This window comes from Pseudomonas capsici (assembly GCF_017165765.1).
Taxonomy (GTDB): Bacteria; Pseudomonadota; Gammaproteobacteria; order Pseudomonadales; family Pseudomonadaceae; genus Aquipseudomonas; species Aquipseudomonas capsici.
Genome location: NZ_JAFGZD010000016.1, coordinates 110,667 through 122,357 on the forward strand (window position 1 = coordinate 110,667; position 11,691 = coordinate 122,357).

The 11,691-nt window shown below is 57.6% G+C and carries 12 protein-coding genes and 1 pseudogene; 7 read left to right on the plus strand and 6 right to left on the minus strand.

Annotated elements, in window-relative coordinates:
* The first annotated feature begins 3 nt into the window (after positions 1 to 3).
* The 6 genes from nuoI to nuoN are packed head-to-tail and all read left to right on the plus strand — an operon-like array spanning position 4 to position 6,270.
* The gene (gene nuoI, locus JSY17_RS19330) at positions 4 to 552 is read left to right on the plus strand and encodes an NADH-quinone oxidoreductase subunit NuoI (protein ID WP_025259473.1); all 549 of its coding nucleotides are present in this window, start codon (positions 4 to 6) and stop codon (positions 550 to 552) included.
* 10 nt (positions 553 to 562) lie between these two features.
* A complete protein-coding gene (nuoJ, locus tag JSY17_RS19335) occupies positions 563 to 1,072 on the plus strand; it encodes an NADH-quinone oxidoreductase subunit J (protein WP_025259472.1) in 510 nt (169 codons plus the stop codon).
* The gene (nuoK, locus tag JSY17_RS19340; protein WP_025259471.1) at positions 1,069 to 1,377 is read left to right on the plus strand and encodes an NADH-quinone oxidoreductase subunit NuoK; all 309 of its coding nucleotides are present in this window, start codon (positions 1,069 to 1,071) and stop codon (positions 1,375 to 1,377) included. Before nuoJ ends, nuoK begins: the two co-directional genes overlap by 4 nt.
* Complete coding sequence (gene nuoL, locus JSY17_RS19345; protein WP_206402737.1) at positions 1,374 to 3,227, plus strand: NADH-quinone oxidoreductase subunit L; 1,854 nt, start codon at positions 1,374 to 1,376, stop codon at positions 3,225 to 3,227. Before nuoK ends, nuoL begins: the two co-directional genes overlap by 4 nt.
* A gap of 39 nt (positions 3,228 to 3,266) precedes the next feature.
* Entirely contained in the window at positions 3,267 to 4,799 is a 1,533-nt protein-coding gene (nuoM, locus tag JSY17_RS19350; protein WP_117167048.1) for an NADH-quinone oxidoreductase subunit M, read from the plus strand.
* Positions 4,800 to 4,806: 7 nt separating this feature from the next.
* Positions 4,807 to 6,270, plus strand: coding sequence for an NADH-quinone oxidoreductase subunit NuoN (gene nuoN, locus JSY17_RS19355; protein WP_117167047.1), 1,464 nt, complete (start codon positions 4,807 to 4,809; stop codon positions 6,268 to 6,270).
* Positions 6,271 to 6,496: 226 nt separating this feature from the next.
* On the opposite strand, the gene JSY17_RS26120 is transcribed toward nuoN, so the two are convergent.
* From JSY17_RS26120 to JSY17_RS19380, 6 genes and pseudogenes are all read right to left on the minus strand, one after another.
* Positions 6,497 to 7,318, minus strand: coding sequence for a methyl-accepting chemotaxis protein (locus JSY17_RS26120; RefSeq protein ID WP_404823358.1), 822 nt, complete (start codon positions 7,316 to 7,318; stop codon positions 6,497 to 6,499).
* 36 nt (positions 7,319 to 7,354) lie between these two features.
* Positions 7,355 to 8,176, minus strand: a pseudogene (locus JSY17_RS26125) (cache domain-containing protein); the annotation flags it as partial.
* 117 nt (positions 8,177 to 8,293) lie between these two features.
* Positions 8,294 to 9,616 (minus strand): ATP-binding protein, encoded by a 1,323-nt coding sequence (locus JSY17_RS19365; protein WP_117184534.1) that lies wholly within the window; start codon positions 9,614 to 9,616, stop codon positions 8,294 to 8,296.
* Positions 9,613 to 10,281, minus strand: coding sequence for a response regulator transcription factor (locus tag JSY17_RS19370; RefSeq protein ID WP_117167044.1), 669 nt, complete (start codon positions 10,279 to 10,281; stop codon positions 9,613 to 9,615). The genes JSY17_RS19365 and JSY17_RS19370 overlap by 4 nt, the downstream gene beginning before the upstream one ends.
* Positions 10,281 to 10,589, minus strand: coding sequence for a PepSY domain-containing protein (locus JSY17_RS19375; protein WP_117186777.1), 309 nt, complete (start codon positions 10,587 to 10,589; stop codon positions 10,281 to 10,283). Before JSY17_RS19375 ends, JSY17_RS19370 begins: the two co-directional genes overlap by 1 nt.
* Positions 10,589 to 10,897 (minus strand): PepSY domain-containing protein, encoded by a 309-nt coding sequence (locus tag JSY17_RS19380; RefSeq protein WP_122371677.1) that lies wholly within the window; start codon positions 10,895 to 10,897, stop codon positions 10,589 to 10,591. Before JSY17_RS19380 ends, JSY17_RS19375 begins: the two co-directional genes overlap by 1 nt.
* Before the next feature lie 200 nt (positions 10,898 to 11,097).
* Here JSY17_RS19380 and queD point away from each other — a divergent pair, with 200 nt between their 5' ends.
* Entirely contained in the window at positions 11,098 to 11,454 is a 357-nt protein-coding gene (queD, locus tag JSY17_RS19385) for a 6-carboxytetrahydropterin synthase QueD (protein WP_206402736.1), read from the plus strand.
* Positions 11,455 to 11,691 lie beyond the last annotated feature (237 nt).

Sequence of the window (11,691 nt, forward strand, 5' to 3'; positions counted from 1 at the left end):
CCCATGTTCAAATATATTGGCGACATCGTTAAGGGTACCGGTACCCAGTTGCGCAGCCTGATAATGGTTTTCGGTCATGGCTTCCGCAAACGCGACACCCTGCAATATCCGGAAGAGCCGGTTTATCTGCCACCCCGTTATCGTGGCCGTATCGTTCTGACCCGCGACCCCGACGGCGAAGAGCGCTGCGTGGCCTGCAACCTGTGCGCCGTGGCTTGCCCGGTCGGTTGCATTTCATTGCAGAAGGCCGAAACCGAAGACGGCCGCTGGTACCCGGACTTTTTCCGCATCAACTTCTCGCGTTGCATTTTCTGCGGCCTGTGCGAAGAAGCCTGCCCGACCACCGCAATCCAGCTGACTCCGGATTTCGAGATGGCCGAGTTCAAACGTCAGGATCTGGTTTACGAGAAAGAAGATCTGCTGATCTCCGGCCCCGGCAAGAACCCCGACTATAACTTCTATCGCGTCGCCGGTATGGCCATCGCTGGCAAGCCCAAGGGCTCTGCACAGAACGAAGCCGAGCCGATCAACGTCAAGAGCTTGCTGCCTTAAGGAAGTAAAGATGGAATTCGCTTTCTATTTCGCATCCGGCATCGCCGTCGTGTCCACCCTGCGGGTGATCACGAACACGAACCCGGTGCACGCCCTGCTCTACCTGATCATTTCGCTGATCGCGGTGGCAATGACCTTTTTCAGTCTCGGCGCACCGTTCGCCGGCGTTCTGGAAGTCATCGCCTATGCGGGCGCAATCATGGTCCTGTTCGTGTTTGTGGTGATGATGCTGAACCTGGGCCCGGCCTCGGTTCAGCAGGAACGTGCGTGGCTCAAGCCCGGTATCTGGGTGGGGCCGGTGATTCTCGGCACTCTGCTGCTGGCTGAACTGCTGTACGTATTGTTCGCCAACCCGACCGGCGCTGGCGTCGGTCACACCACAGTCGACGCCAAGGCAGTCGGTATCAGCCTGTTCGGGCCTTATCTGCTGGTGGTGGAACTGGCCTCGATGCTGCTGCTTGCCGCAGCCGTGACGGCCTTCCATCTGGGCCGCACCGACACCAAGGAGCCAAGCCAATGAATGCTATCCCTCTGGAACATGGCCTGGCTGTCGCCGGGGTCCTGTTCTGTCTTGGCCTGGTCGGCCTGATAGTGCGCCGCAACATTCTTTTTGTGTTGATGAGCCTGGAAATCATGATGAACGCATCTGCTCTGGCGTTCGTCGTTGCCGGTAGCCGCTGGGCACAACCGGATGGACAGGTCATGTTCATCCTGGTGATCACCCTCGCCGCTGCCGAGGCCAGTATTGGCCTGGCGATCCTGATGCAGCTGTATCGCCGCTTCCACACTCTCGATATCGATGCTGCCAGCGAGATGCGCGGATGAACCTACTCTTTCTCACTTTCGTATTTCCCCTGATCGGTTTCCTGCTGCTGTCGTTCTCCCGTGGACGCATCTCGGAAAACCTTGCGGCCCTGATCGGTGTCGGCTCCATCGGCCTTTCAGCGCTGGTCACGGCCTGGGTCATCTGGCAATTCAACGTTGCACCGCCGGAGGGTGGTCATTACACCCAGGTGCTGTGGCAATGGATGAACGTGGATGGCTTCAGCCCTAACTTCGCCCTGTATCTGGACGGCCTGTCGGTCACCATGCTGGGCGTGGTGGTTGGCGTGGGCTTCCTGATCCACCTGTTCGCGTCCTGGTACATGCGCGGTGAAGCCGGTTACTCGCGCTTCTTCTCCTACACCAACCTGTTCATTGCCAGCATGCTGTTCCTGATCCTGGGCGACAACCTGCTGTTCATCTACTTCGGTTGGGAAGGCGTGGGCCTGTGCAGCTATCTGTTGATCGGTTTCTACTACAGCAACCGCAACAACGGTAACGCTGCACTGAAAGCCTTCATCGTGACCCGCATCGGCGACGTGTTCATGGCCATCGGCCTGTTCATTCTGTTCCAGCAACTGGGCACGCTGAACATCCAGGAACTGCTGGTTCGTGCTCCCGAGCACTTCAAGGTCGGTGACTTCTGGATCGTGCTGGCAACCCTGATGCTGCTGGGCGGCGCTGTCGGTAAATCCGCACAACTGCCACTGCAGACCTGGCTGGCAGATGCGATGGCCGGTCCTACTCCGGTTTCGGCACTGATCCACGCAGCAACCATGGTAACCGCGGGCGTTTATCTGATCGCCCGTACCCACGGCCTGTTCGCCCTGGCCCCGGACATTCTGCATCTGGTCGGTGTGGTCGGTGGCGTGACGCTGGTTCTGGCAGGTTTCGCAGCACTGGTACAGACCGACATCAAACGTATCCTCGCCTACTCGACCATGAGCCAGATCGGCTACATGTTCCTGGCCCTGGGCGTGGGTGCCTGGGAAGGCGCGATCTTCCACCTGATGACCCACGCCTTCTTCAAGGCGCTGCTGTTCCTTGCTTCCGGTGCGGTGATCGTTGCCTGCCACCACGAGCAGAACATCTTCAAGATGGGTGGCCTGTGGAAGAAACTGCCTCTGGCCTATGCCAGCTTCATCGTCGGTGGTGCCGCCCTGGCTGCCCTGCCGCTGCTGACAGCCGGTTTCTACTCCAAGGACGAAATTCTCTGGGAAGCTTTCGCCAGCGGTAACAACGGTTTGCTGTATGCAGGTCTGGCCGGCGCATTCATGACCTCGATCTACACCTTCCGCCTGATCTTCATCGCGTTCCATGGTGAAGCCAAGACCGAAGCCCATGCCGGTCATGGCATTGCTCACTGGCTGCCACTGTCGGTGCTGATCGTGCTGTCGACCTTCATCGGCGCCATGATCACCCCGCCACTGGCCGGTGTCCTGCCACAAAGCGTCGGTCATGCAGGCGGCGAAGCCAAGCACAGTCTGGAAATCGCCTCGGGCGCCATCGCCCTGGCCGGTATCCTGCTGGCGGCCTTGCTGTTCCTGGGCAAGCGTCGTCTGGTAACCGCTATCGCCAACAGCGGCCCGGGCCGTCTCCTGTCAGCCTGGTGGTTCGCTGCATGGGGCTTCGACTGGATCTACGACAAGCTGTTCGTCAAACCTTATATGGCGATCAGCCATGTGCTGCGTAGCGATCCGTTCGACCGCACCATCGGTTTGATCCCGCGTCTGGTCAAGGGAGGCCATGTGACCATGAGCCGTACCGAGACCGGCCAGTTGCGTTGGTATGCTGCCTCGATAGCCGTGGGTGCCGTTCTGGTACTTGGTGCCGTCGTTCTGGTTGCGGTCTGACATGAACCTTGCGAATTTGCGAAAGGAATTGAGCCCGTCATGATTCTGCCTTGGCTAATCCTGATCCCCTTTATCGGCGGCCTGCTGTGCTGGTTGTGTGAGCGCGTCAGCGCCACACTGCCACGCTGGATCGCGCTGCTGACCATGTCTCTGTTGCTCGGTATCGGCCTGTGGCTGTGGGGCGTCGGTGACTACACCCTGTCTCCGGCCCCTGGCGCTGACCCGACCTGGACCCTGGAATTCCACCAACAGTGGATTTCGCGCTTCGGCATCAGTCTGCACCTGGCGCTGGACGGCCTGTCGTTGCTGATGATCCTGCTGACCGGTCTGCTCGGCGTGTTGTCCGTACTGTGTTCCTGGAAGGAAATCCAGCGCAACGTCGGCTTCTTCCACCTCAACCTGATGTGGATTCTCGGCGGTGTGGTTGGCGTGTTCCTGGCCATCGACCTGTTCCTGTTCTTCTTCTTCTGGGAAATGATGCTGGTGCCGATGTATTTCCTCATCGCGCTCTGGGGTCATAGTTCGTCGGACGGCAAGAAGACTCGAATCTACGCGGCGACCAAGTTCTTCATCTTCACCCAGGCCAGCGGCCTGATCATGCTGGTGGCGATCCTGGGTCTGGTGCTGGTTCACTTCAACCAGACCGGCGTGATCACCTTCGCTTATGCCGATCTGCTGAAGACCAGACTGACACCGGGCACCGAGTACATTCTGATGCTGGGCTTCTTCATCGCTTTCGCGGTGAAACTGCCGGTGGTGCCTTTGCACTCCTGGCTGCCGGATGCTCACGCACAGGCACCGACTGCCGGTTCCGTCGACCTGGCCGGTATCCTGCTGAAAACCGCTGCCTACGGCCTGCTGCGTCTGGCACTGCCACTGTTCCCCAACGCTTCGGCAGAGTTCGCACCGATTGCAATGACCCTCGGCCTGATCGGTATCTTCTACGGTGCCTTCCTGGCGTTCGCCCAGACCGACATCAAGCGTCTGATCGCGTTCTCCAGCGTCTCGCACATGGGCTTCGTGCTGATCGGCATCTACTCCGGCAGCCAGCATGCCCTGCAGGGCGTGGTCATTCAGATGATCGCTCACGGTCTGTCGGCCGCTGCATTGTTTATTCTCAGCGGTCAGTTGTACGAGCGTCTGCATACCCGTGACATGCGTGAAATGGGTGGCCTGTGGTCGCGCATCGCTTACCTGCCTGCCATCAGCCTGTTCTTCGCGGCCGCTTCTCTGGGTCTGCCGGGTACAGGCAACTTCGTCGGTGAGTTCCTGATCCTGCTGGGTGCTTTCGTGCACTCGCCATGGATCACTGCCATCGCCACTTCCGGTCTGGTGTTCGGTTCCGTCTACTCGCTGATCATGATCCACCGCGCCTACTTTGGCCCTTCCAAGTCCGAGGAAATCCTCAAGGGCATGGATGGACGGGAATTGATCATGGTGCTGGGCCTTGCCGTATTGCTGATCGTGCTGGGTGTCTACCCGCAGCCGTTCCTCGATACTTCGGCAGCGACCATGCACGGCGTGCAGCAATGGCTAGGCACTGCCTTCACTCAACTCGCTTCGGCCCGGTAAGAGCGCTATGGACCTGACGATTCAACACTTTATTGCGCTTGCCCCACTGCTGATTACCAGCCTCACCATCGTGGTGGTGATGCTGGCCATCGCATGGCGCCGCAATCACTCACAAACATTCCTGCTGTCGGTAGCAGGGCTCAACCTGGCATTGCTGTCGATTTACCCTGCTCTGAAAGTCGCGCCACTGGCCGTGACGCCCTTGCTGCAGATCGACAGTTTCGCCTGCCTGTACATGGCAATCATCCTCGCCTCGACCCTGGCATGCGTGACAATGGCGCACGCCTACCTGGGCGATGACAAGAAAGGCTACCCAGGCAATCGCGAAGAACTTTACCTGTTGATCCTGCTGGCCGCTCTCGGTGGTCTGGTGCTGGTCAGCGCCCAGCATCTTGCTGGCCTGTTCATCGGCCTGGAGCTGTTGTCGGTGCCGGTCTACGGTCTGGTCGCTTATGCCTTCTTCAACAAGCGTTCTCTGGAAGGCGGCATCAAGTACATGGTGCTCTCGGCGGCCGGTTCGGCGTTCCTGCTGTTCGGTATGGCGCTGTTGTACGCAGACGCAGGCAGCCTGAGCTTCGCCGGTATCGGCAAGGCGATTGCCGCTACCGGCATGCCAAGCGGTCTGGCCAGCCTGGGCCTTGCCATGATGGTCGTGGGCCTGGCGTTCAAACTGTCGCTGGTTCCGTTCCACCTGTGGACCCCGGACGTCTACGAGGGTGCCCCTGCCCCGATTGCGGCTTTCCTGGCAACCGCCAGCAAGGTTGCGGTTTTCGCTGTACTGGTGCGCCTGTTCCAGATCTCCCCGGCAGCCAGCAGCGGTGTGTTGCATGACGTCCTTGCGGTCATAGCCGTCGCCTCGATTCTGGTCGGTAACCTGCTGGCACTGACTCAGAACAACCTCAAGCGTCTGCTGGGCTACTCGTCCATCGCTCACTTCGGTTACCTGATGATCGCGCTGGTTGCCAGCAAAGGTATGGCTGTCGAGGCAATCGGCGTCTATCTGGCGACTTATGTACTGACCTCCCTGGGCAGCTTCGGTGTAATCACCATGATGTCCTCGCCGTACAGTGGCCGCGATGCCGATGCAATGTTCGAGTACCGCGGTCTGTTCTGGCGTCGTCCTTACCTGACTGCGGTCATGACCCTGATGATGCTGTCTCTGGCGGGTATCCCGCTGACTGCCGGCTTCATCGGCAAGTTCTACATCATCGCCACTGGCGTCGAGTCGCAGCTGTGGTGGCTGCTCGGTGCACTGATCATTGGTAGCGCCATTGGCGTGTTCTACTACCTGCGTGTGATGGTCACGATGTATCTGGTCGACAACAAGCTGCCTCGCCACGATGCAGCCTTCAACTGGGCACAGCGCACAGGCGGCGTCATGCTGCTGGCTGTAGCCATCCTGACCTTCGTACTGGGTGTGTACCCACAACCGTTGCTGGATCTGGTGTTGAATGCAGGCCTTGCGGGCTGATTCAAGATGAAATGAAAAACCCTGCTTCGGCAGGGTTTTTTTTGGCCTGTTCATGGCTGGTGGTGGCTTATCTGAAACTTGCATCAAGAGAAGATGATCGTCTTCGATGACGTATCGCGAACGAATTGGCTCTTGCTTGTTAAGGCTCAACAAAAGGCATTGATCCTGCTGCGGGGCCTTCCAGGTACCTGCCATGCGGTACGCATGGCAGGCAGTGTTGAGTGAGTCAGACGCGGAACTGCGCGACCAGCCCGCCCAGGCGCTTGCCAAGGTCAAACAGGCTGCGAGAGGTCTGGGCGCCCTGACGGGTTTCGTCTGCAACCGTTTCGACTGCAACGGCGATCTGGTGGACGCTGCGGTTGATTTCCTCGGCCACGGCGGTCTGTTCTTCAGCGGCACTGGCGATCTGGGCGTTCATCGAGTTGATGGTCGCGATCAGTTCACCGATGGTCACCAGCGACAGGCCTGCATCGTTGGCCTGGGTTGAAGTACCGTCGCCTGCCTCGCTGGAGCGGCGCATGGCACCGACCGCCTCTTCGGTGCCCTTTTGCAGGCGGTCGATCATGCCCTGGATTTCCTGGGTGCTTTGCTGAGTCCGGCTGGCCAGTGCCCGGACTTCATCGGCGACCACGGCGAACCCCCGACCGGCCTCCCCTGCCCTCGCCGCTTCGATTGCCGCGTTGAGTGCCAACAGGTTGGTCTGCTCTGCAATGGAGCGAATGACGCCCAGCACACTGACAATCGATGATACGTCCTGCTGCAGACTGTCCAGCGATGAGCCGCTCTTGCGGATGTCCTCTACCAAGGCATGGATCTGCGTGATGCTGCCATCGACCACCCGCTTGGCAGCCTTGCCTTGTTCGTCGGTCTGCTGGGCAGCAACGGAAGCACTCTGAGCGCTTTTTGCGACTTCCTGGGCAGCGGCAGACATTTCGTTGATGGCAGTAGCCACTTGATCGGTTTCATGGCGCTGACGATCCATGGCCAGTTCCGAACGCTGTGCCTGATCAGAGACTTCGCTGACCAGCCCGGTGAGTTGCGTGGTCATCTCGGTGATCTGACGAACGATGCCATGGATCTTGTCGACGAACCGGTTGAACGAACCTGCCAGCTCGCCAAGTTCATCCTGGCTGGTAATGGCCAGACGGCGGGTCAGATCGCCTTCACCGGCGACGATATCGTCCAGGTTGTTTTTCATCAAACGCAGGGGACGCAACAGAGTGCCGGTCATGACAATGCCGATCACGCTGATGATCACCAGTACCAGCACTGTGATGCCCACAATGCTGTACAGCATGTCGTACAGGCGTGCCTCGACGTTCTGCTTGACCACAGCCACCTGGGCTTCGACATTCTCGAGGTTGACTGAGCTGCCGACGACCAGATCCCATTTCGGTAGATATTCGGTGTAAGCAACTTTCGGAACCGGTTCGGTCTTGCCTGGCAATGGAGAAGCGTAATAGGTGTAGTGGTCGCCCGTCTTGGCTGACGCTACCAGTTCCCTGTTGAGATACACGCCACTGGGGTCACGAACCTCCTTGAAGCTTTTGCCCAGACCATCGGAACTGTTGCTACGGAAGATACGTATGATTTCGGAGTCGTATCCGAACAGATAACCGTCCTTGCCATAACTGACCGCAGAAAGCAGTTTGACCGCACTGGCTCTGGCAGCATTGTCGCCTTGTGCCGACGCTTCATAGATAGGCTTGATACCGCTCAGGGCAATATCGACATAACTTTTAAGAGTCGCCCGGGCCTCTGTCAGCAAACGCTCCCTTGTCTCGCTGACCTCTCTGTCGGCTTGTTGATGAAGGATAAACACTGTGGTCACGCTGATTACCACAGCGAACAGCAACACTGGCAATACCGCCAGTGACAGAACCTTGGCTTTCAGACTCAGACGCATACGATTCGCCTATTCAGTTGTTTTTATAGGGAGGACTTTCAGGATGTATCGGCAAAAAAAACCGGGAGTTAATATCATCCCGGTTTTTTTGTAGGAAAAGACTGACTCCACGCAAGGTCAGGGAGAAGTGCGCTCAGGCAGATCGATACGCACGCGCAGCCCACCCTGTGGGCTGGTGAGCAATTGCAGATCGCCGCCCCATGCTTCGACAATATCGCGCACGATTCCCAAGCCCAGACCATGCCCGGTGATCTGCTCATCGAGACGAGTGCCACGACTGAAAACCTCTGCACGCCGAGACTCGGGAATACCCGGCCCATCGTCGTCGACCAGCAGCGTGAATCCCTGCCCTTGCGGCTCGATATTCAGGCGCACTTCACTGTCAGCCCATTTGCAGGCGTTATCCAGCAGGTTGCCCAGCAACTCGAGAATGTCCTCACGATCCCAGGGCAAATGCAGACCGCTCTGAACATCGTTGATCAGGTCCAGATGCTCGCCGTGAATCATGCGCAGTGTCGAAAACAGGCTGGTCAATTCTGCATCGCAATCGAAACGCGCGCCCGGCAGCGCATCCCCTGACAACCGAGCCCGATTCAATTCACGCTCCAGGCGCAGCCGGATGTTTTCCAGTTGCTCGTGCAGGGTTTTGCGCAAGGCCGGATTGGCGTCCAGTTGTTCGCTCGATGCCATGCTGAGCAGAACAGCCAAGGGCGTCTTGAGAGCATGCCCCAGGTTACCCAAGGCGTTGCGTGAACGCTTGAGGCTGTCTTCTGTATGAGCAAGCAAATGGTTGATCTGAGCCACCAGAGGCTCAAGCTCGAGAGGGACTTGATTGTCCAGTTGCGAGCGTTGCCCTTGCTGCAATTGAAATATCTGCTCGCGCACGGTTTCCAGAGGACGCAAGGCCCTGCGCACGGTGACGCGCTGCAGAACCAGCACCAGGATCAGTGCAGCCAGACCGAATCCAAGACCTATCTGCTGCATACGCTGAAAGCTTGCTCTGACGGGCGTGTAATCCTGCGCAACCGTTACCGTGATCTGCTGCCCGAACTTCCGGTAGTCCGCACTCCATACCAGGAGCGACTGCCCGGTATGTCCCAGCTCGAGATCAGAATGAAGACCTGCCCCCACGGGTTTCGGCAATTCAAAATCCCACAGCGAGCGGGAGCGCCAATAACCCTCGGTAAAATCCAGACGGAAGTAGTGCCCGGAGAGCGGGCGTTGATAGGCCGCAGACAAGCGCTGTTCATCCAGTTGAATGCCCGCCGGACCACGAACCAGAGCAACCAGCAGGCTTTCGCTTTCCTTGCGCAGTCCGGCTTCCAAATAACGTTGCAGACCCAGTTCAAACAAGTACAGGCTGGTCTGAGCCATCACCAGACCCACGACGACCAGCACTGCAACGAGGCCGAGGCTCAGACGCCTCTGTATGGACTTCAAGCGTTATTACCACCGAACAGATAACCCTGGCCACGACGGGTAGTGACCACCGAACGCCCAAGCTTGCGCCTGAGGTGATTGACATGGACTTCTATCACATTGGAGTCGCGTTCGTTTTCGCCATCGTACAGATGCTCTGCAAGATGGCTCTTGGAAAGGATCTGTTCCGGGTGATGCATGAAGTAACGCAGCAGACGGAACTCGGCAGACGTCAACTGGATGTCCACCCCGTCACGCACGACGCATTGCCGGCCTTCATCGAGATTGAGACCTGCGGACTCCAGAGTCGGCTGGTTGGCCAATCCATGGGAGCGGCGCAACAGAGCCTGAATGCGCAGCTGCAGCTCTTCGGGATGAAAGGGTTTGGTCAGGTAATCGTCGGCACCCGCTTTCAAGCCTTCTATGCGTTCGGACCAGGAACCTCTGGCCGTCAGAATCAGCACAGGCGCGGTCAGCCCTTTGGCACGCCATTGTTGAAGCACTTCCAGGCCCGGAAGGCCGGGCAGCCCCAGGTCCAGAACAATCAGGTCATAAGGCTCGCTTACGCCCTGATAGACCGCATCACGGCCATCAGCCAGCCAATCCACGGCATAACCCTGACGCCCAAGGGCAGAGATCAGTTCATCTGCCAGAGGCACATGGTCTTCAACCAGTAATAGCCGCATCAATCATCTTCCTCGTCTTTCAGGAGCCGTCCGTCACGCGCATCGAACTTGAGCTCGCGAACAACGCCTTGCGTGGTCAACAATTCGAATTCATAAACGTAGATGTTATTTTTTTCTTCCAGTTCGGCCTCGAGCAACTTGGCACCTGGATGATGCTGTAACGCCTGCTCGATAAATTGCTCGAGAGGCAGGATCACCCCGCGCTGCCGCAAATTGAGTGCCTCGTCCTGATTCAGGTCCTTGGCATGGGCGGCAGTACAGAGCAGCCCCATACCAAGGATTGCGCAGAGACGCTTTTCGACCTTCATTACTTATCCTGATAGTTCTTGTATATCTGCCCGGTGACAGCGTCTATTTTCAGGTCCCACTGAACGCCTGCGGTATCGCGCAATTCGATCTGGTAAACGTATTTACCGTATTCGTTTTCGAGCTCCGTCTCGGTAATAGTTGCCCCAGGGTGCTTGGACAATGCGTATTCATTGAGCTTTTCAAAAGACTGGATGGTGCCTGCATCCCTCAGGCGCAAGGCCTCATCCGGCCCGATATCACGTGCCAGGGCAAACCCGGCAGGTACGGTGAGCATTACGGCAGTCAGCAACGTTGTCAGTCTTTTCATTATGGGCTCCGTCGAGTGGTGCTTTCTACGGATACCAAGATACGGGTATCAACTTAACTCAAGCTGAATCCCTCTGGCTACATGCCATCACTGCATATCTACTTGCACTAGCGAAGCATGGTGTTTGAAAGCATTGCTGTTAAACTCGTCCCCTGCATTTATCGCTTGCGCGATCGCCATCTACCCAGGGCTTAGACACAGTGGAAATTTTCAAAGAGTTTACTTTCGAGTCTGCACACCGACTCCCTCATGTGCCTGAAGGCCACAAATGTGGTCGTCTGCATGGACATTCGTTCCGGGTAGGCATCCATCTGGCCGGCAAGGTCGATCCTCATATTGGCTGGATACGCGATTTCTCAGAGATCAAAGCCATCTTCAAGCCACTGTATGAACGCCTGGACCATAACTATCTCAACGACATCCCTGGCCTGGAAAACCCGACCAGCGAAAATCTGGCGAAATGGATCTGGGACGAACTGAAACCCCTGCTCCCTGAGCTCTCGGCGGTTCGTATCCACGAAACCTGTACCAGTGGATGTGAATATCGCGGCGAGTAGTAACGCCCCCTTATATAAAACCACCTTTGCGGTGGTTTTTTATTGCCCTGAATCAAGGCGTACCCGCAGGAGCTCTTTTTGAACACGCCTCCCAGGGTTTTGTTTTTTGCCTGAGACCATAAAGACAAAACCCCTACCTGCGTGTGCAGATAGGGGTTCTGGAATTGAATCTTGACGATGACCTACTCTCACATGGGGAAACCCCACACTACCATCGGCGATGCATCGTTTCACTGC

Excerpts from the sequence above, each read along its gene's own strand:
- nuoI (WP_025259473.1), top strand. The coding sequence starts at position 4 with ATGTTCAAATATATTGGCGACATCGTTAAGGGTACCGGTACCCAGTTG.
- nuoJ (WP_025259472.1), top strand. The coding sequence starts at position 563 with ATGGAATTCGCTTTCTATTTCGCATCCGGCATCGCCGTCGTGTCCACC.
- nuoK (WP_025259471.1), top strand. The coding sequence starts at position 1,069 with ATGAATGCTATCCCTCTGGAACATGGCCTGGCTGTCGCCGGGGTCCTG.
- nuoL (WP_206402737.1), top strand. The coding sequence starts at position 1,374 with ATGAACCTACTCTTTCTCACTTTCGTATTTCCCCTGATCGGTTTCCTG.
- nuoM (WP_117167048.1), top strand. The coding sequence starts at position 3,267 with ATGATTCTGCCTTGGCTAATCCTGATCCCCTTTATCGGCGGCCTGCTG.
- nuoN (WP_117167047.1), top strand. The coding sequence starts at position 4,807 with ATGGACCTGACGATTCAACACTTTATTGCGCTTGCCCCACTGCTGATT.
- JSY17_RS26120 (WP_404823358.1), bottom strand. The coding sequence starts at position 7,318 with ATGACCACGCAACTCACCGGGCTGGTCAGCGAAGTCTCTGATCAGGCA.
- JSY17_RS19370 (WP_117167044.1), bottom strand. The coding sequence starts at position 10,281 with ATGCGGCTATTACTGGTTGAAGACCATGTGCCTCTGGCAGATGAACTG.
- JSY17_RS19375 (WP_117186777.1), bottom strand. The coding sequence starts at position 10,589 with ATGAAGGTCGAAAAGCGTCTCTGCGCAATCCTTGGTATGGGGCTGCTC.
- JSY17_RS19380 (WP_122371677.1), bottom strand. The coding sequence starts at position 10,897 with ATGAAAAGACTGACAACGTTGCTGACTGCCGTAATGCTCACCGTACCT.